Source organism: Pseudomonas sp. LBUM1661, assembly GCF_059695925.1.
The window spans coordinates 1,375,744-1,395,279 of sequence record NZ_CP166794.1 but is presented as its reverse complement, the minus strand read 5'-3'; the positions used below and the strand labels follow the sequence as shown (position 1 = coordinate 1,395,279).

General features: G+C 59.1%; 22 protein-coding genes. 10 read left to right on the top strand and 12 right to left on the bottom strand.

Annotated elements, in window-relative coordinates:
* Positions 1–72: 72 nt before the first annotated feature.
* The 6 genes from rimO to tsaA all read left to right on the top strand — a co-directional run bounded on the left by rimO (position 73) and on the right by tsaA (position 5,281).
* The gene (gene rimO, locus ACA057_RS06245; RefSeq protein ID WP_223433013.1) at positions 73–1,410 is read left to right on the top strand and encodes a 30S ribosomal protein S12 methylthiotransferase RimO; all 1,338 of its coding nucleotides are present in this window, start codon (positions 73–75) and stop codon (positions 1,408–1,410) included.
* Between the two features lie 113 nt (positions 1,411–1,523).
* Positions 1,524–1,997 (top strand): GNAT family N-acetyltransferase, encoded by a 474-nt coding sequence (locus ACA057_RS06240; protein WP_497346766.1) that lies wholly within the window; start codon positions 1,524–1,526, stop codon positions 1,995–1,997.
* Positions 1,998–2,186: 189 nt separating this feature from the next.
* Positions 2,187–2,897: an rRNA pseudouridine synthase gene (locus tag ACA057_RS06235; protein ID WP_497346764.1), complete on the top strand. Its 711-nt coding sequence runs from the start codon at positions 2,187–2,189 to the stop codon at positions 2,895–2,897.
* 76 nt (positions 2,898–2,973) lie between these two features.
* A complete protein-coding gene (locus ACA057_RS06230; RefSeq protein WP_059407867.1) occupies positions 2,974–3,444 on the top strand; it encodes a YehS family protein in 471 nt (156 codons plus the stop codon).
* Between the two features lie 190 nt (positions 3,445–3,634).
* The gene (locus tag ACA057_RS06225) at positions 3,635–4,405 is read left to right on the top strand and encodes an SDR family oxidoreductase (RefSeq protein ID WP_497346761.1); all 771 of its coding nucleotides are present in this window, start codon (positions 3,635–3,637) and stop codon (positions 4,403–4,405) included.
* A gap of 177 nt (positions 4,406–4,582) precedes the next feature.
* The gene (gene tsaA, locus ACA057_RS06220; RefSeq protein WP_497346759.1) at positions 4,583–5,281 is read left to right on the top strand and encodes a tRNA (N6-threonylcarbamoyladenosine(37)-N6)-methyltransferase TrmO; all 699 of its coding nucleotides are present in this window, start codon (positions 4,583–4,585) and stop codon (positions 5,279–5,281) included.
* A 183-nt stretch (positions 5,282–5,464) separates the two neighbouring features.
* Here the strand turns inward: tsaA and fpr are convergent, their stop codons facing one another.
* Complete coding sequence (gene fpr, locus ACA057_RS06215) at positions 5,465–6,244, bottom strand: ferredoxin-NADP reductase (protein ID WP_008054100.1); 780 nt, start codon at positions 6,242–6,244, stop codon at positions 5,465–5,467.
* A 119-nt stretch (positions 6,245–6,363) separates the two neighbouring features.
* Between fpr and ACA057_RS06210 the strand changes: the two genes are divergently transcribed.
* Positions 6,364–7,290: a LysR family transcriptional regulator gene (locus ACA057_RS06210; protein WP_401357356.1), complete on the top strand. Its 927-nt coding sequence runs from the start codon at positions 6,364–6,366 to the stop codon at positions 7,288–7,290.
* Here ACA057_RS06210 and ACA057_RS06205 read toward each other — a convergent pair.
* The 3 genes from ACA057_RS06205 to ACA057_RS06195 form a co-directional block, all read right to left on the bottom strand.
* Entirely contained in the window at positions 7,287–7,649 is a 363-nt protein-coding gene (locus ACA057_RS06205; RefSeq protein ID WP_008030027.1) for a diacylglycerol kinase, read from the bottom strand. The two genes, ACA057_RS06210 and ACA057_RS06205, sit on opposite strands and share 4 nt — an antisense overlap.
* 78 nt (positions 7,650–7,727) lie before the next feature.
* Positions 7,728–8,375, bottom strand: a complete 648-nt coding sequence (erdR, locus tag ACA057_RS06200) for a response regulator transcription factor ErdR (protein ID WP_497346756.1) — start codon at positions 8,373–8,375, stop codon at positions 7,728–7,730.
* Positions 8,376–8,584: 209 nt separating this feature from the next.
* The gene (locus tag ACA057_RS06195) at positions 8,585–9,343 is read right to left on the bottom strand and encodes a tRNA-uridine aminocarboxypropyltransferase (protein WP_497346754.1); all 759 of its coding nucleotides are present in this window, start codon (positions 9,341–9,343) and stop codon (positions 8,585–8,587) included.
* Positions 9,344–9,496: 153 nt separating this feature from the next.
* Between ACA057_RS06195 and ACA057_RS06190 the strand changes: the two genes are divergently transcribed.
* On the top strand, positions 9,497–9,922 hold the full coding sequence (locus tag ACA057_RS06190; protein WP_497346752.1) for a PA3611 family quorum-sensing-regulated virulence factor: 426 nt from the start codon (positions 9,497–9,499) through the stop codon (positions 9,920–9,922).
* Here the strand turns inward: ACA057_RS06190 and ACA057_RS06185 are convergent, their stop codons facing one another.
* On the bottom strand, positions 9,923–10,123 hold the full coding sequence (locus tag ACA057_RS06185; protein ID WP_401357364.1) for a hypothetical protein: 201 nt from the start codon (positions 10,121–10,123) through the stop codon (positions 9,923–9,925).
* Positions 10,124–10,607: 484 nt separating this feature from the next.
* On the opposite strand from ACA057_RS06185, the gene ACA057_RS06180 reads away from it, so the two are divergent.
* Positions 10,608–11,726: an LOG family protein gene (locus tag ACA057_RS06180; protein WP_497346749.1), complete on the top strand. Its 1,119-nt coding sequence runs from the start codon at positions 10,608–10,610 to the stop codon at positions 11,724–11,726.
* Between the two features lie 43 nt (positions 11,727–11,769).
* Here the strand turns inward: ACA057_RS06180 and recX are convergent, their stop codons facing one another.
* The 7 genes from recX to ACA057_RS06145 form a co-directional block, all read right to left on the bottom strand.
* Positions 11,770–12,237, bottom strand: a complete 468-nt coding sequence (gene recX / locus ACA057_RS06175; RefSeq protein ID WP_008010154.1) for a recombination regulator RecX — start codon at positions 12,235–12,237, stop codon at positions 11,770–11,772.
* An 8-nt stretch (positions 12,238–12,245) separates the two neighbouring features.
* Positions 12,246–13,298, bottom strand: coding sequence for a recombinase RecA (gene recA, locus ACA057_RS06170; RefSeq protein ID WP_007907270.1), 1,053 nt, complete (start codon positions 13,296–13,298; stop codon positions 12,246–12,248).
* Positions 13,299–13,381: 83 nt separating this feature from the next.
* Positions 13,382–13,882: a CinA family protein gene (locus tag ACA057_RS06165; RefSeq protein WP_497346747.1), complete on the bottom strand. Its 501-nt coding sequence runs from the start codon at positions 13,880–13,882 to the stop codon at positions 13,382–13,384.
* 189 nt (positions 13,883–14,071) lie between these two features.
* The gene (locus tag ACA057_RS06160) at positions 14,072–14,635 is read right to left on the bottom strand and encodes a glycoside hydrolase family 19 protein (protein WP_497346745.1); all 564 of its coding nucleotides are present in this window, start codon (positions 14,633–14,635) and stop codon (positions 14,072–14,074) included.
* A gap of 103 nt (positions 14,636–14,738) precedes the next feature.
* Positions 14,739–15,086 carry a phage holin family protein gene (locus ACA057_RS06155; RefSeq protein ID WP_497346743.1) on the bottom strand — a complete coding sequence of 116 codons (348 nt, stop codon included), beginning with the start codon at positions 15,084–15,086 and terminating at the stop codon, positions 14,739–14,741.
* 37 nt (positions 15,087–15,123) lie between these two features.
* A complete protein-coding gene (locus tag ACA057_RS06150) occupies positions 15,124–15,540 on the bottom strand; it encodes a tail fiber assembly protein (RefSeq protein WP_497346741.1) in 417 nt (138 codons plus the stop codon).
* Between the two features lie 427 nt (positions 15,541–15,967).
* The gene (locus tag ACA057_RS06145) at positions 15,968–16,702 is read right to left on the bottom strand and encodes a LexA family transcriptional regulator (RefSeq protein WP_497349826.1); all 735 of its coding nucleotides are present in this window, start codon (positions 16,700–16,702) and stop codon (positions 15,968–15,970) included.
* Between the two features lie 199 nt (positions 16,703–16,901).
* Between ACA057_RS06145 and mutS the strand changes: the two genes are divergently transcribed.
* Positions 16,902–19,481: a DNA mismatch repair protein MutS gene (gene mutS / locus ACA057_RS06140; protein ID WP_497346739.1), complete on the top strand. Its 2,580-nt coding sequence runs from the start codon at positions 16,902–16,904 to the stop codon at positions 19,479–19,481.
* Positions 19,482–19,536: the final 55 nt, after the last annotated feature.

Below are 19,536 nucleotides of genomic sequence, written 5' to 3'. Positions count from 1 at the left end.
GAGACGCAACATAGCGTCCGTCTGTCGCCTTGCCGATCTCGGCTGGAGGCGTCACAAATACCGAGGTTAGACATGTCCACCACTCCTGCGCCGGCCAATCCAAAGGTTGGCTTCGTATCCCTGGGTTGCCCCAAAGCACTGGTCGACTCCGAGCGCATCCTTACCCAGCTGCGCATGGAAGGCTATGACGTTGTGTCCACTTACGAGGACGCCGATGTCGTGGTGGTCAACACCTGCGGCTTCATCGACTCGGCCAAGGCTGAATCGCTGGAAGTGATCGGCGAAGCCATCAAGGAAAACGGCAAGGTCATCGTCACCGGCTGCATGGGCGTCGAAGAAGGCAACATTCGCAAGGTGCACCCAAGCGTATTGGCCGTGACCGGTCCGCAGCAGTACGAGCAAGTGGTCAACGCTGTGCACGACGCCGTGCCGCCGCGCCAGGATCACAACCCGCTGATCGACCTGGTGCCGCCGCAAGGGATCAAACTGACCCCGCGCCACTACGCCTACCTGAAGATTTCCGAAGGCTGCAACCACAGCTGCAGCTTCTGCATCATCCCGTCGATGCGCGGCAAACTGGTCAGCCGTCCGGTCGGTGACGTGCTTGACGAAGCCCAGCGCCTGGTCAAGGCCGGCGTCAAAGAGCTGTTGGTGATCTCGCAAGACACCAGCGCCTACGGTGTCGACGTGAAATACCGCACCGGTTTCTGGAATGGCGCGCCGGTGAAAACCCGCATGACCGAACTCTGCGAAGCCCTGAGCACCCTCGGCGTCTGGGTTCGCCTGCACTACGTTTACCCGTACCCGCACGTCGACGAGCTGATTCCGCTGATGGCCGCCGGCAAGATCCTGCCGTACCTCGACATCCCGTTCCAGCACGCCAGCCCGAAAGTCCTGAAAGCCATGAAACGCCCGGCGTTCGAAGACAAGACCTTGGCGCGCATCAAGAACTGGCGCGAGATCTGCCCGGACCTGATCATCCGTTCGACCTTCATCGTCGGCTTCCCTGGCGAAACCGAAGAAGACTTCCAGTACCTGTTGAACTGGCTGACCGAAGCCCAGCTCGACCGCGTCGGCTGCTTCCAGTACTCGCCGGTCGAAGGCGCACCGGCCAACTTGCTGGACGCGGCCATTGTGCCGGACGACGTCAAGCAAGACCGTTGGGACCGCTTCATGGCCCACCAACAGGCCATCAGCTCGGCGCGCCTGCAACTGCGCGTCGGCCGTGAAATCGAAGTGCTGGTCGACGAAGTCGACGAGCAAGGCGCGGTGGGCCGCTGCTTCTTCGACGCCCCGGAAATCGACGGCAACGTGTTCATCGACAACGGCAGCAACTTGAAGCCAGGCGATAAAGTCTGGTGCAAAGTGACCGACGCCGACGAATACGACCTGTGGGCTGAACAGATCTAAACGCAAAAAATACGCAAAGCCCCGCTCTCTTGACGAGATGCGGGGCTTTTTTACGTCTATCGTTTTGGGGGAGAAAGGACTCGCACAATTAATAGCAAAAGGGGCATCGAGCCATGCGCCAACATTCGGTCATCCACACGCCGAAACAGAGCGACTACGAAGAACTGACTCAGGTCTGGGAGGCCTCCGTGCGCGCCACCCATGACTTTCTGCCGAACAGCTACATTGAATTGTTGAAGAACCTGGTACTGACCCGCTACCTCGACGCGGTCATGCTGATCTGCACCAAGGACCCGCGCCAGCGCATCACCGGGTTTGCCGGTGTCGCCGCGGGCAAGATCGAAATGCTCTTTATCGACCCGGCCCACCGTGGCCAAGGCCTGGGCAAGCAGTTGCTGCGCTATGCCATGGAACACCTGAATGCCGATCAATTGGACGTCAACGAACAAAACCCGCAGGCGTTGGGATTTTACTTCAAGCAGGGGTTCGAGGTGATCGGCCGCTCGGAGGTCGACGGCATGGGCCAGCCTTATCCGCTGCTGCACATGCGCTTGCGCCAAACCCAACAACGATCACAGCACGGCTGAGTGACCCTGGAACCCTGTGGGAGCTGGCCTGCCAGCGATTGCATCACCTCGCTGTCTCTGTACAGACCGCGGTGTCTGCATCGCTGGCAGGCCAGCTCCCACAGGAAATGCGGCCACACCGAAATGGATCCGGACTTAACCGGCGCCCAGCAGGTACAATGCCCACCCCTTTTTTGTTACGGCCCTGTCATGAATGACCCGATTCGTCTCTCCAAACGCCTCATCGAACTCGTCGGCTGTTCCCGTCGGGAGGCTGAGCTGTTCATCGAGGGCGGCTGGGTCACCGTGGACGGTGAAGTCATCGACGAGCCGCAATTCAAGGTCGACACCCAGAAAGTCGAGCTCGATCCAGAAGCCAAGGCCACTGCGCCGGAACCGGTAACCATCCTGCTGAACGTGCCCGTGGGCATGGATGCGGAAACGGCCATGGCGACCATCAGTGCCGAGACCCTGAGCGAAGAACACCGCTTCAGCAAACGTCCGCTCAAGGGCCACTTCCTGCGCCTGACCGCCAGCACCGACCTGCAGGCCAATGCCAGCGGTCTGCTGGTGTTCACCCAGGACTGGAAGATCCTGCGCAAGCTCACCGCCGACTCCGCCAAGATCGAGCAAGAGTATGTGGTCGAGGTTGAAGGCGACATGGTGGCTCACGGCCTCAACCGCCTGAACCACGGCCTGACCTACAAGGGCAAGGAACTGCCGCCGGTCAAAGCCAGCTGGCAGAACGAAAACCGCCTGCGTTTTGCGATGAAGAACCCACAACCGGGCGTGATCGCCCTGTTCTGCCAGGCCGTCGGCCTGAAGGTCGTCGCCATCCGCCGTATCCGTATTGGCGGTGTATCCATCGGCAAAGTGCCTTTGGGGCAATGGCGCTACCTGTCCGGCAAAGAGAAGTTCTAAGACTTTTCACGCCGCCACACATTTCGGCGTCGCAGTCTTATGCGACGCCCACTGCTGAATATCAGGACTGCACACCATGATTCATAACGACGTACTGCGCAGCGTGCGCTACATGCTCGACATCAGCGACAAGAAAGTCATCGAGATCATCAAGCTCGGCGGCATGGACGTCAGCCTGGAAGACCTGTTGACCTACCTCGACAAGAAAGAGGAAGACGAAGAAGGCTTCGTACGCTGCCCGGACGAAGTCATGGCGCACTTTCTCGATGGCCTGGTGATCTTCAAGCGCGGCAAGGATGAAAGCCGTCCACCGCAGCCGATTGAAGTGCCGGTGACCAACAATGTCATCCTGAAGAAACTGCGCGTGGCCTTCGAACTGAAAGAAGACGACATGCACGCCATTCTCAAGGCCGCCGAGTTCCCGGTGTCCAAACCTGAGCTGAGCGCGCTGTTCCGCAAGTTCGGCCACACCAACTACCGCACCTGCGGCGACCAGTTGCTGCGCAACTTCCTCAAGGGCCTGACCCTGCGCGTTCGCCCGCAATAACACTGCAGCCCCTGTAGGAGCACAGCTTGCTGGCGAAGGCGATCTCCAAAACGCCATCGCCAGCAATCCGGCCCCACACAGCGCAGCCGCAAGCCCATCTGTATAGACGCACATTCCTCGAAAAAATAGTGGCTCCGCTTCCTGCGGCTGACGACTAGGGTGTATTGACCTTCAGTTCTCAGGATTCGCCATGCACCCCTACTTCTCCCTGCAAGGCCGCACCGCTCTGGTGACCGGCGGCACCCGTGGTATCGGCAAAATGATCGCCAAGGCCTATGTCGAGGCCGGCGCGACCGTGTACGTCTGCGCCCGGGACGCCGAGGCCTGCCAGCAAACCGCTGATGAACTGAGTGCGCTGGGCCAGTGCCATGCCGTGGCGGCCAACCTGGCCACTGAAGAAGGCGTGCAGCTTTTGGCCACGCGGCTGGGCGAACAGATCGACCATCTGGATATTCTTGTGAACAACGCGGGTACTACGTGGGGCGCGCCGCTGGAAAGCTACCCGGTCAAGGGCTGGGAAAAGGTCATGCAGCTCAACGTGACCTCGGTGTTCAACTGCATCCAGCAATTCCTGCCGCTGCTGCGCAAGGCGGGCTCCGAAGCCAATCCGGCACGTATCATCAACATCGGTTCGGTGGCGGGGATTTCTTCGTTTGGCGAACAGGCTTATGCCTACGGGCCGAGCAAAGCCGCCCTGCACCAACTGTCGCGGATTCTGGCGCGGGAGCTGGTGAGTCAGCACATCAACGTCAACGTCATCGCGCCGGGTCGTTTCCCGAGCAAGATGACCCAGCACATTGGTAACGACGAGCAGGCGCTGGCGGACGATACGGCATTGATTCCGATGAAGCGCTGGGGGCGCGAGGAAGAGATGGCGGCGTTGGCGATCAGTTTGGCAAGTACCGCCGGGGCTTATATGACCGGGAATATTATTCCGCTGGATGGAGGGTTTAGTCTCTGAAATCGGCGGAGCGGCCTTCGCGAGCAAGCCCGCTCCCACATTCGACCGCATTCTTTAAGGAGAACGCAGTTAAATGTGGGAGCGGGCTTGCTCGCGAAGGCGTCCTGACAGTCACCACCGAAGCAACGGTCGATCGGGTTATCATGCCCGCCCTCACCCTGCTTCGACCTCCAGACCATGACCTACAGCGTTTCCCCCATCGGCTTCGTACGCTCCTGCTTCAAGGAGAAGTTCGCCATCCCGCGCCAACCACAACTGGCCCCGGCCGCGCGCGGCGTCCTGGAGCTGGTGGCGCCGTTCGATCAGGGCGACGCGGTGCAAGGCCTGGAACAGGTCAGCCACGTCTGGCTGCTGTTCCTGTTCCATCAGGCGCTGGAGGAAAAGCCACGGCTCAAAGTCCGCCCGCCGCGCCTCGGCGGCAACAAATCCATGGGCGTGTTCGCCACGCGCGCCACGCATCGGCCCAATGGCATTGGCCAGTCAGTGGTCAAGCTGGACAAGGTCGAAGCCAATCGCTTGTTTATCTCCGGCATCGACCTGCTGGACGGCACACCGATTCTCGACATCAAACCCTACGTGCCGTACGCCGACATCATCGATAGTGCCTCCAATACCATCGCCAGTGCCGCGCCGCAGCTGATTCCCGTGCAGTGGACGGACTCAGCGCTGCAACAGGCTCACGGCCACGCTCAGCGCCTTGAAGAGCCGTTGGTGGCGCTGATCGAGCAATGCCTGGCACAAGACCCACGCCCGGCGTACCAGATGCCTACACCCGAACGCGAATATGGTGCGCAGCTTTGGGATGTCGACGTGCGCTGGCATTACCCGACACCCGAGTCGATCCGCGTCCTCGAAGTCATCCCCGCGAACACCTGAACGCCAGAAACGAAAAAGCCCGCACTGCCTTTACAGGCAACGCGGGCTTTTTATGGTCACCACCAAACCAATGTGGGAGCGAGCCTGCTCGCGATGGCGGCGTAACATTCAACGATGACGTTGACTGACGCTCCGCTATCGCGAGCAGGCTCGCTCCCACAGGTAGAGCAGTGCAGCGGCTTCTTACTTCTCGACGAACGCACGCTCGATCAGGTAATCACCCGGCTCGCGCATCCGCGGCGAGACTTTCAGGCCGAAGCTGTTCAACACTTCGCTGGTCTCGTCGAGCATGCTCGGGCTGCCGCACAGCATGGCGCGGTCGTCCTGCGGGTTGATCGGTGGCAGGCCGATGTCGCTGAACAGCTTGCCGCTGCGCATCAGGTCGGTCAGGCGACCTTCGTTCTCGAACGGCTCCCGGGTCACGGTCGGGTAGTAGATCAACTTGTCACGCAGGGCATCGCCGAAGAACTCGTTCTGCGGCAGGTGCTCGGTGATGAACTCGCGGTAGGCGACTTCGTTGACGTAACGCACGCCGTGGCACAGGATCACTTTTTCGAAACGCTCGTAGGTTTCCGGGTCCTGGATGACGCTCATGAACGGCGCCAGACCGGTACCGGTGCTGAGCAGGTACAAATGTTTGCCAGGCTTCAAGTCATCCAGCACCAGCGTGCCGGTAGGCTTCTTGCTGATGATGATCTCGTCGCCTTCCTTCAGATGCTGCAGCTGGGAAGTCAGCGGGCCATCAGGCACCTTGATGCTGAAGAACTCGAGATGCTCTTCCCAGTTCGGGCTGGCGATCGAGTAGGCACGCATAAGCGGGCGGCCGTTGGGCTGTTGCAGGCCGATCATCACGAACTGACCGTTCTCGAAGCGCAGGCCCGGATCACGGGTGCACTTGAAGCTGAACAGAGTGTCGTTCCAGTGATGAACACTGAGGACACGCTCGTGGTTCATGTTGCTCATGTACGTGGGACTCCTGGAGATTTTGCCTGCGCCGCTGTGCGCAATTGCATCGCATTCTAATAGCAGAGACAATATCTGTTAAATGGATTATTAAGATAAGGGTTATCGGTTATATAGATATGCGATTTACTCTCCGTCAACTTCAAGTATTTGTCGCCGTCGCCCAGCAGGAAAGCGTATCCCGTGCCGCGGGTCTGCTCAACCTTTCGCAATCGGCGGCGAGCACCTCGATCACCGAGCTAGAGCGCCAGTCCAGCTGTCAGCTGTTCGACCGCGCCGGCAAACGGCTAAGCCTTAACGCCCTTGGCAAACAACTGCTACCGCAAGCGGTGGCGCTGCTCGACCAGGCCAAGGAAATCGAAGACCTGCTCAACGGCAAGTCCGGTTTCGGCTCATTGGCGGTCGGCGCGACCCTGACCATCGGCAATTACCTGGCCACTTTGCTGATCGGCAGCTTCATGCAGCGCCATCCGGAAAGCCAGGTGAAGCTGCACGTGCAGAACACTGCCAACATCGTGCAGCAAGTCGCTCACTATGAAATTGATCTGGGTCTGATTGAAGGCGATTGCAGTCACCCGGACATTGAAGTCCAGAGCTGGGTCGAGGATGAGCTGGTGGTGTTCTGTGCCCCGCAGCATCCGCTGGCCAAACGTGGCTCAGCGACCATGGAAGAGCTGACCCACGAGGCCTGGATTCTGCGTGAGCAAGGCTCTGGCACACGCCTGACCTTCGACCAGGCCATGCGTCACCACCGCAGCGCGCTGAACATCCGCCTGGAGCTGGAACACACCGAAGCGATCAAACGCGCTGTGGAGTCAGGCCTGGGCATTGGCTGCATTTCGCGCCTGGCACTGCGCGATGCGTTCCGCCGTGGCAGTCTGGTGCCGGTGGAGACACCGGATCTGGACCTGGCGCGGCAGTTCTATTTCATCTGGCACAAACAGAAATACCAGACCTCGGCGATGCGTGAGTTCCTTGATCTGTGCCGCGCTTTCACCGCCGGGGTTCAGCGCAGCGACGAGATCGTCCTGCCCACCATCGCTTAAAGCAGGATCACCGCCCACACCAGCGCGATCATGGTCAACGCCACGAGTTGCGCGGCGCTGCCCATGTCCTTGGCGTTCTTGGAGAGCGGGTGCAATTCAAGGGAAATGCGGTCGATGGCCGCCTCCACTGCCGAATTGAGCAACTCGACGATCAACGCCAGCAAGCACACGGCAATCAGCAGTGCCTGCTCGACACGACTGACGTTCAGGAAGAACGAAATCGGGATCAGGATGACGTTGAGTAACACCAGTTGCCGAAAAGCGGCTTCGCCCGTGAAGGCTGCGCGCAGGCCGTCCAGTGAATAACCAGAGGCGTTGAGGATGCGTTTTAGGCCGGTCTGGCCTTTGAAAGGAGACATAGAATAGGCAACTGACCAAAAAGGAGTGGGAAAGCTAGATCAAGCAAAGTCAAAAAAGCGTGAATACGCAGCGCTTGTTTAGTTCGAAATTGACTCAAGTTGTTGCAAGAGCAACGCTGCCTGCGTTCGGGTCCGCACATTGAGCTTGCGGAAAATCGCCGTGACGTGGGCCTTGATAGTCGCTTCGGACACGCTCAACTCGTAGGCAATCTGCTTGTTCAACAACCCTTCACAGACCATCGTCAACACGCGGAACTGCTGGGGCGTCAGGCTCGCAAGGCCTTCACTGGCAGCCTTGGCTTCAGCAGACACGCTGACCGCTTCGAACGCCTGGGGTGGCCAGAAGACGTCACCCTCGAGTACCGCGCGTACGGCTTTTTGAATGACGCTCAGGTCGCTGGACTTGGGAATGAAACCGCTGGCGCCGAATTCACGGGACTTGACCATGATCGAGGCCTCTTCCTGGGCCGACACCATCACCACCGGAATCTGCGGGTACTGACCGCGCAACAGCACCAACCCGGAAAAACCGTAGGCCCCCGGCATGTTCAGGTCCAGCAGCACCAGGTCCCAGTCGCCTTTTTCGTCCAGGCGGGTTTCCAGTTCGGCAATGCTTGCCACTTCCACCAGTCGGACATCCGGGCCAAGGCCCAGGGTCAACGCTTGATGCAGGGCGCTACGAAAAAGAGGGTGGTCATCGGCAATCAGGATTTCGTATGTGGCCATTTTTCAAATGATCCTGTTTTTCAAACAACTCTAGGTGCAGCCACGGAGCCACACCAGCAGGGCACGTTCAACGCCAATTACGTGGCTATTCACGAAAAAATACGGCGTATCAAACTTTGGCCGCGCCCTAATCGGCGCCAAGCATGCCCAGCGAAGCCGGGGTGGTCAAGGTGCATGGCCAGTACAGTGCTTTGCAGTATGGGCGACAATCAGCAGATGGCAGGGGCGCCGTTCTGCACAAACGGCATCAGCTCGACGTGTGCCGGGGTAGAAACGTTCATTTCAAGCTGATGCTTGGCGTCGAGGTAATGTTGGCTGAACACGTCGAAATAGGCGTCCAGGGCCGATGCGGCGTCGATGTCTCCCGCCAGATCCAGGCACAAGGCAGCGACTTCGGCCGTGCACAGGTGTTCGCTGCGAGTAGACCGACGCAACCGGTAACGAGAGAGTTTCTCGGGCAGCAGGCTCAGGATCGGCAGCGCATCAAAATAAGGACTTTTGCGGAAAATCTTTCTGGCTTCGGTCCAGGTCGCGTCCAACAGAATGAACAAAGGACGCTTGGCAGTATCGACTTCGACCGTATTAGTCACCCGTTCAGGCTCGACGTACTCGCCTGGAAAGACCAGGTACGGTTGCCATTGAGGGTCGGCGAGCAATGCCAGCAACTGCGGGTCAGTTTCCGTTCGCGACCAGATGAACGCATGGTTGTCACGCACCACATCGGCAATCAACCAACCGGTGTTGCTCGGTTTGAACACTTCTTTGTTGGTCATGATCAGGCACACGCCGGAGCGGGTCTCGACCCGCGGGCGCCAGGCGCACAGGCAGTGGCTCTCGATCACGCGGCATTCACGGCAACGGGGCGCTCTCCAGCCACGGGCCTGAATCGGCTTGATGCCCTCTTCCTCTCGCTGATCGCGTAGGCGGGCGACGGCATTGGCAGCAAAGGGTGGCGTTTCAGGGTTCACGAAAAACACTCGGCAGGCAGAAAGTGCCGGCAGTTTATCAGAGCAGCCGGCGCAAGCCTGTACCGTCCAGGCCTCCTCCCCTATAATTCGCCGCCACTGAACGCACAGTCATGTGGCTGGTCGAACCACCAGTCACTGAACCAGGAGAGTTTCATGCTGCGCCTTATCGTTCCCACCGCTGCCATTTTGCTGGCGTCGTCTTTCAACGCTCAGGCTGCGTCCTTGAGTGAGCAGAATCTCAACAGAGAGCTGCGAAACGTCGCCACACAAAGCAGTGTTGGCACTCCACGGGCGATCAACGAAGACATTCTTGATCAGGGCTACACCGTCGAAGGCAATACGCTGATCAACCACCTGAGCGTACAAAGCAGCCACGCCAACAAGATGCGTGCCGACCCGAAAGCTGTGTATTTCCAGCTGGGCGCCTCTGTCTGCAACAACCCATCGTTCCGCAAACTGATGGCCAAGGGCGCGGTGATGCGTTACGACTTCACTGAGGTGAAGACCAACCGTTCAGTGGGCTCCGCCAGCTATCAGGAATCGGACTGCCCGAAAGCGGCCCCGAGCAAGAAGAAGTAATCACTGGGGATTGGCGCGCCGCTGTTCATCCTCGGCGCGCAGTTCTGCCAATAACGCCTGCAAGTAACGCGAACGCCGCTCGGCACCCTCCAAACGCCGGCAGCACTCCTCTTCGAGACTCAAATGATTGGTCTCGGCTGAAGACTTCAGCAATCGATACAGTTGCGTATCGATCTCTATCTCCAGAATGACTCTGGCCATGGCTCCCGCCTCCTTGCACTTCACTCGTGACGAGCGAGAAATCCTTGAAACCGCTTGTACCGTGCGCCCTGCCTTTGACGCAAAGTTGTCGTGTCACGCCTGTAACTTAGTAAATCAGAGTGGCGGACACTCGGCCAGCCTTCAGACGAGCGGTGAAATCACCTTGCAAATCGTCAATAAGCGGTTGCCAGGAAAGACTTTGCGGCGCAATGATCGAGTCAGCGCAAAACCCTGCGAGGGTCTAGATTCATAGTGTTCCTGTTCACTTTTTGCGGGCAGAAAAGGGGCTGCCTGTTGCACGTCCTGTTGTGCGAACGTTTCTTTCATCCAAGGGAAAAACAGAGCCTGTATGGATGACTCGATTGCAACCCGAGTCAAGTGGATCGCCCAGGCACGGGCCTGGGCAGACAGCGACACACGAGGTGTCGCGGCGCTGACGACTGCGTTGTCGGGGCCAAGGGTTCTGTGCAGAAGGAGAAGTTGAATGCCTTACCAACCGAATGACCTCCTGAGCCGTCATTTTGAAGAAAGCGGCCACGACCTCACCAGCAAGGTCGAAGAGCAACTCAACCTGGTTTCACCCAACAGCCCGAACATTCCGATCTACCGCGACATGATCCTGACCGTGCTGCGCATGGCCCAGGAAGACCACAACCGCTGGAACGCCAAGATCACCCTGCAAGCCCTGCGTGAACTGGAACATGCCTTCCGGGTACTGGAACAGTTCAAGGGACGACGCAAAGTCACCGTTTTCGGCTCCGCCCGAACGCCGATAGAACACCCGTTGTACGGTTTGGCCCGAGAACTCGGTGCCGCGCTGGCGCGCTCGGACCTGATGGTCATCACCGGTGCCGGTGGTGGCATCATGGCCGCAGCCCACGAAGGTGCCGGCCTGGCACACAGCCTGGGATTCAACATCACCCTGCCCTTCGAGCAACATGCCAATCCCACCGTGAATGGCACCACCAACCTGCTGCCCTTCCACTTTTTCTTTACCCGCAAGCTGTTCTTCGTCAAGGAAGCCGATGCCCTGGTCCTGTGCCCCGGCGGTTTCGGCACCCTCGATGAAGCGCTGGAAGTGCTGACGCTGATCCAGACCGGTAAAAGCCCATTGGTGCCGGTGGTGTTGCTGGACGCGCCAGGCGGCAAGTTCTGGCAAGGTGCGCTGGACTTCATTCACCATCAACTGGAGGAAAATCGCTACATCCTGCCGACCGACATGAAGCTCGTAAGCCTGGTCTACAGCGCCGAAGAAGCTGTGGAGGAGATCAACCAGTTCTACCGTAATTTCCATTCCAGCCGCTGGCTCAAGCATCAGTTCGTCATTCGGATGAATCACCAGCTCAGCGACCAGGCACTCGAACACATGCAGGAGGCATTTGCCGACCTGTGCCTGAGCGATCATTTCCATCAACACGTCTACAGCGGCGAGGAGCATGACGAACCGCAGTTCAGCCATCTGGCGCGATTGGCCTTCACCTTTAATGCCCGAGACCATGGACGCCTACGGGAACTGGTGGACTACATCAACCTGCCGGAAAACTGGGCACAGCCCAAACCCCAGGCGCAACAGCGCACGCGGGAACCGTCAAAGGTTACGTGATGCAAAAAAAACGGCCCGCTATCGAAATAGCGAGCCGTTTCATTCAATCGTCCATCCCTCGGCCGCTGAACAAGCGGCTGATCATTTCCATGGAATATCCCCGATAACTCAGGAACCGCCCTTGCTTGGCGCGTTCCCGGGCGTCTATCGGTAAATGCCCGGAGAATTTACGTCGCCAGGTGTCTTCCAGTTGTTCCTGCCAGTTGATCCCGCTCTCGCGTAAAGCGAGTTCGATGTCAGTGCGTTGCAGCCCCCGCTGGCTCAACTCTTCGCGAATACGCAAAGGGCCGTAGCCGGAACGGGCACGGTAGGAAACGAAGCTTTCGAGGTAACGGGACTCGGACAGCAGGCCCTCTTCCGTCAAGCGGTCGAGTGCAGTGTCGATCATTTCAGGGAGAGCGCCGCGCTGACGCAATTTACGCGTCAGCTCGACCCGACCGTGCTCGCGTCGTGCGAGCAGGTCCATTGCGGTTCGCCGCACCGCGACGAGTGTATCGAGTACGGCGGTCATCGGATCAATCAGATATCAGCGTCAGCCAGGTCATCAGCAGTCTCTTTGACTGGCGATGCTTTAACGTCCGGCGCTGGAGTCAGCAGCTTGTCGCGCAGCTGCTTCTCGAGCTTGGCGGCAATTTCCGGATTGTCTGCCAGGAACTTGGCCGAGTTAGCCTTGCCCTGACCGATCTTGGTGCCTTCATAGGCATACCAGGCGCCGGACTTCTCAACGAAACCGTGCAGAACGCCCAGGTCGATCATCTCACCGTTGAGGTAGATGCCCTTGCCGTAAAGAATCTGGAACTCGGCCTGACGGAACGGCGAAGCCACCTTGTTCTTCACAACCTTGACGCGGGTTTCGCTACCAACGACTTCATCACCTTCTTTCACCGCGCCAGTACGACGGATGTCCAGACGAACCGAGGCATAGAACTTCAGCGCGTTACCACCGGTGGTGGTTTCCGGGCTGCCGAACATCACACCGATTTTCATACGGATCTGGTTGATGAAGATAACCAGGCAGTTGGCGTTTTTGATGTTACCGGTGATTTTACGCAGCGCCTGGGACATCAGACGGGCTTGCAGGCCCACGTGCATGTCACCCATTTCGCCTTCGATTTCAGCCTTTGGAACCAGAGCGGCCACCGAGTCGACGATGATCACGTCAACCGCGTTGGAACGCACCAGCATGTCGGTGATTTCCAGGGCCTGCTCGCCGGTGTCCGGCTGGGAAACCAGCAGGTCGTCGACGTTGACGCCCAGTTTGCCAGCGTATTCCGGGTCGAGTGCGTGTTCGGCGTCGACGAATGCGCAGGTCGCGCCGGCTTTTTGAGCCTGGGCGATCACCGACAGTGTCAGCGTGGTTTTACCGGAGGATTCAGGACCGTAGATTTCAACGATACGGCCTTTTGGCAGACCGCCAATGCCGAGCGCGATGTCCAGACCCAGAGAGCCAGTGGAGATAGCCGGGATCGCCTGACGGTCCTGATCGCCCATACGCATTACGGCACCCTTGCCGAATTGACGTTCGATCTGACCCAGGGCCGCAGCCAAGGCTTTCTTCTTGTTGTCGTCCATTAAAGTCCTCACGTAATCAATAAGGCCTGACGGCCAACACCTGTATAAGTAGCCAGTATTATTCCACAGCGTTTCAGGATCGCCTACCCCTGATTTGAGATTTCTCCAGCAGCATGTCGCAGCAGCCCCTCTAGCGCGGCCTTCACCGTTTGTCGGCGGACCTCGTCGCGGTTACCGGAGAAGTACTGAACCTCGCTGAACACTTGTTCGCCAACGCCCCAGGCCAGCCAAACCGAGCCCACCGGCTTGCTTGGCGAACCGCCATCCGGCCCGGCCACGCCGCTGACCGCCACGGCAAACCGTGCCCGGCTTTTTTCCTGGGCACCGCGGACCATGGCCTCGACCACCTCGCGACTGACCGCCCCCACCGTTGAAAACAACTCGGCAGGGACATTCAATTGCTCGGTTTTCTGACGATTGGAATAGGTGACATAACCGGCCTCGAACCACGCCGAACTGCCCGGAATGCGGGTAATCGCCTCGCTGATCCCGCCGCCGGTACAAGATTCTGCAGCGGTGACATGGGCATTGAGAACCTGCAAGCGCCTGCCAAGTTCAGCGGCCAGTTGGGTGATTTCTTTCACGGTCATCTCCTGAGCGAGCGGAATGGGACTACCGTACACGAGCGTATGACGCTTGCAAGGCGCAGGATCGATCAAAATGTTAGCGAGCGGGCGCTCTGCTGCAAGCCGCACAGGCGTGCAGGGTTGCCGAGCTACTGGCCAACACGGCTGGCAACACAACATCGGCAAAGACCCGATGTAAAACCAGGATCAGAGCGATGGCTTGCATAGCACTGCCCGCGCCCGCGCCCAGAGTTGCAGCCGGTTTTGCAGCCCATTCAGACCGCCATTGATCCGGCGGGTAATGCTGTTGAACTGGTCGCGATCGGCCAGTTCGTTCAAGCCGTTGTGTTTCCAGAACCAGGCGGCTGATTCGGCAGCCCACTGGGGTTGCTCTAGCAGTTGGGGTTGATTCAGCAGTCGCTCATCGCCAAACAGCGCCAGACTGCACTGTCGATAGTTGTCACGACCGGTGATCTGGATCAGGCCACGACCCCGGTATTTTTGACCGTCGCCATCGGGCTCTGGCGTATTGCCCAAACGGGTGGCCAGAGTCCCGGTGTCGTATTTGTTCAAGTATGGGTCACTGCCTAATTCACGCACGTATAGCAACTGCCCCGATTCGTGGCCGACTTGCGCGAGAAAAGCGGCGATGCGTTTGGGGGTGTTTATGTTGTGGTGCACCATGGCAGTGTCGAGGAATGAAATAAAAACGCCCGCTTGAGAGCGAGCGTTCGGCATAACGCTTTGTAACTGTTGTTGCGTAAGGGTCATAGGGGCTGGTTTAAGTAAAAGATGCTGCCCATAGGAAACCCGCGTCCTTGCGGGTCGGATGCCGGTCGGCACCGCTGTTCGCCACTCCATTGGACTTTTGGTTTCAGTGATCCTGACGGTTATCTCGTGGCGGCACTTCGCAAACACCGATCCGCTTGGCGGCCCAACGCTCATAAAGGCCAATGGCAACGTCGGCCCCGGCCATCGCCGTGAGACAGCCAAATGCGCCAGCAGCCCAGATCGACATGCCGGCGGCGTACAACAGCATGATGGCCGAGACGCCGCAGACCATGCAGGCCCCCGAGCGCAACGCCAGACGCCGCAGCAGTGACCAGCCTTGCGCGCCATCCTTGTCGGCACGCCACATTTCGCCGGACACCCCACCCACCAGGGCGAGGACGATGACCAGCCAGATCGGCATGTCCAGCAACACCAGTTGCTCGTTTGTCATGTCTCGCCCTCCTGGGTGATTTGCAATCAAGGCGTGTTTATGGAAGTTCAGGCCAGGTGACTGTCAGTGGGTAGCCGGGTTGTTTGTTAACGTTGCTCATATCGATGAAGAATTGTTTGTATGCCAGCAAAGCGGCTTCATCTGCTGGCGTTGCGAGACCCCGTTCAACTTTGTACTGCAACGCGGTGGAAGCCAGTGTGGCGTTGGCCCTGTCGAGCCGTGGCGCTCTTTCGCTTCGCAGTTGGATGGACAACCAGGAGGGCTGCCCCCACGGATCGCTGTCGCTGAAAGTCCAGACGCCGTCGGTATTAACCGCGTTCCAGGAATAGTCGATCTTGGGCAATGCGGTGACATCGACCCAAACTTGATCAGACGGGAACTCATCGGTGATCGGGTTGTTCGTTTCGAAGATGTTGTCGACTTTACCGCTGAAAACACGTGCGTACTTTTTCATAGTCATGTCCTTATTTATGTCGATATCTGCCTGCGTCAGGTAGGCATTCCAAAAAGCCCGGGGGTGCCGGGCTTTTCAGCAATGCGCTCCTTGCATTGTTTTTCCGACCGCGGTCCCTGCCCGCCGGATAACTGCTTTTGGTGCTTTACGCTGCACACCCGGGTCAGTTGCCAACCCTCTGAACCGTTGAGGCCGATTCATCGCTGCCTTTGTCCGTAGAACTGAAGAGCTTCGTTTCGAGCTGCTTTGTCGAGCGGCTTGAGACAAAGAATATGCATGGATGCATATACAGTCAATGCATAAATGCATTTATTTATGCACCTTCAATGCGCTGACGCATTAAAGCTCCGTACACAAAGGTGTTGGCGGTTTTCCGCAGGCGAAAAAAAACCCACCAGCTGGCGGGTTTTATCTGACAGGGATCAGGTTAACGGGCGTACATGCCCCACCAGAAGACGTGACCGAGGATGACGATCTGCTCTTCCTGGATTTCCTGGAAGGTGTAGTCCTCGTCCGGATGTTCATCGCGATTGAAGCTGCGCAGGCGAATCCCGGTGGGCAAACGATACAGCTGCTTCACCCGCAACTGGCCGTTGTGGTTGATGGCATAAAGGTCACCGTCAACGATATCGCCGATCCCGCACTTGCCGGCGTTCACCCCCACGGTGGCGCCGTCGCGCAGCACCGGCAACATGCTGTTGCCGCGCACCGTCACGCATTTGGCCTGGTCGAACTGCACGCCGTTGTGGCGCAAGCTGCGTTTGCCGAAGCGCAGGCTAGAGCGCTCGCTCTCTTCGATGACGAACCTTCCTGATCCCGCAGCCAATTCAACCTCGCGCAGAAAGGGGACCGAGACCTCGTCGTCATCGACAGGCGTATCGTCATCCCACAGGCTTATATCCTTGAGCTCCGAATGCACGGCGTCGCGCCCGATATTGGCGGCGGACGCGACATCCGCGCGGCCTCGCAACTGATCGGTGCTCACGGCGAAGTACTCGGCGATCTTCGAGATGTGCTTGTCCGAGGGATCAACGATCTTGCCGCTGAGAATGCGCGAGAGTGTGGATTGAGGCACGCCGGTGCGACGGTGAAGCTCCGTGGGGGAGATCCCGTGCTGATCGAGCAGCGCTCTTAAGACAGTAGAAACATTGCGTTTTTGCATAACGCGCATAGTGCTTGATCTTTTTATCCATGACAAATGCTGTTTTGCATATCCAGTGCATAAACAGCAGAAATGTATCGCGCGGCTTTCATGCCTGCGTCGGGTGGACCGGCCATGTTAACCTTGCGCCCATCGCGGAAAAGCCGGGCCAACGTCCCTCCTTTGCCCTACACCTTTCAACGAATTTGCCTGATATCCGATGAATAAAGCACTCTCCGATCTGTCCTCTCACACGCCGATGATGCAGCAGTACTGGCGCCTGAAGAACCAGCACCCTGACCAGCTGATGTTCTATCGCATGGGCGACTTCTACGAGATCTTCTATGAAGACGCGAAGAAGGCCGCCAAGTTGCTGGACATCACCCTGACCGCCCGTGGGCAGTCGGCCGGCCAGGCGATTCCGATGTGTGGGATTCCTTACCACGCTGCGGAAGGTTACCTGGCGAAACTGGTGAAGCTCGGCGAGTCGGTGGTGATTTGTGAGCAGGTCGGAGATCCGGCGACCAGTAAAGGGCCGGTAGATCGTCAGGTGGTGCGGATCATCACGCCGGGTACGGTCAGCGATGAAGCCTTGCTGGATGAGCGTCGGGATAACCTCATCGCTGCGGTGCTGGGTGACGAGCGCCTGTTCGGCCTGGCCGTGTTGGACATCACCAGCGGCAACTTCACCGTGCTGGAAATCAAGGGTTGGGAAAACCTGCTGGCGGAACTGGAGCGGGTCAATCCGGTGGAGCTGATGATCCCGGACGACTGGCCGAAGGATTTGCCGGCGGAGAAGCGCCGTGGGGTTCGTCGCCGTGCGCCGTGGGATTTCGAACGCGACTCGGCACTGAAAAGTCTCTGCCAGCAATTCTCGACCCAGGACCTGAAAGGTTTCGGCTGCGAGAACCTGACCCTGGCCATCGGCGCCGCGGGCTGCCTGCTGAGCTACGCCAAGGAAACTCAACGCACCGCCCTGCCGCACTTGCGCAGCCTGCGGCATGAACGCCTGGACGACACCGTGGTGCTGGACGGCGCGAGCCGTCGCAACCTGGAACTGGACACCAACCTGGCCGGCGGTCGCGACAACACCCTGCAATCGGTGGTCGACCGTTGCCAGACCGCCATGGGCAGCCGTTTGCTGACCCGCTGGCTGAACCGCCCGCTGCGCGATCTGACGGTGCTGCTGGCGCGCCAGACCTCGATCACCTGCCTGCTCGACGGTTACCGTTTCGAAAAGCTGCAACCGCAGCTCAAGGAAATCGGTGACATCGAGCGGATTCTGGCGCGGATCGGCCTGCGCAATGCCCGTCCTCGTGACCTCGCCCGCCTGCGCGACGCCCTCGGCGCGCTGCCAGAACTGCAAGTCGCGATGACCGAGCTGGAAGCACCGCACATCATTCAATTGGCAAAGACCACCAGCACCTACCCGGAACTCGCGGCGTTGCTGGAAAAAGCCATTATCGACAACCCGCCCGCAGTCATCCGTGACGGCGGCGTGTTGAAAACCGGTTACGACAGCGAACTCGACGACCTGCAATCGCTCAGCGAAAACGCCGGTCAATTCCTGATCGACCTCGAAGCGCGCGAGAAGGCCCGCACCGGTCTGTCGCACCTGAAGGTCGGCTACAACCGCATTCATGGTTACTTCATCGAGTTGCCGAGCAAGCAGGCCGAATCGGCACCCGCCGATTACATCCGCCGTCAGACCCTTAAAGGTGCCGAGCGCTTCATCACACCGGAACTCAAAGCGTTCGAAGACAAGGCGCTGTCGGCGAAAAGCCGCGCTTTGGCCCGCGAGAAAATGCTGTACGAAGCGCTGCTCGAAGACCTGATCGCGCAGTTGCCACCGCTGCAGGACACTGCCGCCGCACTGGCCGAACTGGACGTGCTGAGCAACCTCGCCGAGCGCGCGCTGAACCTCGACCTGAACTGCCCGCGCTTCGTCGACCAGCCGTGCATGCGCATCACCCAGGGTCGTCACCCGGTGGTCGAGCAAGTACTGACCACGCCGTTCGTGGCCAACGACCTGAGCCTCGACGACAATACGCGCATGCTGGTGATCACCGGTCCGAACATGGGCGGTAAATCCACCTACATGCGTCAGACCGCGTTGATCGTGTTGCTGGCGCACATTGGTAGCTTCGTGCCGGCGGCCAGTTGCGAACTGTCGCTGGTGGACCGGATCTTTACCCGCATCGGTTCAAGCGATGACCTGGCGGGCGGGCGCTCGACCTTCATGGTTGAAATGAGCGAGACCGCCAATATTCTGCACAACGCCACCGAGCGCAGCCTGGTGCTGATGGACGAAGTCGGGCGCGGCACCAGCACCTTCGACGGTCTGTCCCTGGCATGGGCGGCGGCCGAACGCCTCGCGGCTCTGCGCGCCTACACGCTGTTCGCCACCCACTACTTTGAGCTGACGGTACTGCCGGAAGCCCAGCCACTGGTGGCCAACGTCCACCTCAATGCCACCGAGCACAATGAACGCATCGTGTTCCTGCACCACGTGCTGCCGGGGCCTGCCAGCCAGAGCTACGGCTTGGCGGTGGCGCAACTGGCCGGCGTGCCAACTGAAGTGATCGTGCGCGCCCGCGAGCACCTGGGCCGGCTGGAAGCCACCGCCCTGCCACATGAAGTGCCGAAGCCGACCAAGGGCAAACCGGCCGCGCCGCAGCAGAGCGACATGTTCGCCAGCCTGCCGCATCCCGTGCTGGATGAACTGGCCAAGCTCGACCTGGACGACTTGACGCCACGCAGGGCTTTGGAAATGCTCTATACATTAAAGACACGGATCTAACGCACTTGCCTGCAAGCTGTTAGAATCTCGCGCGGTTTGGGATGCTGCAGGCTAA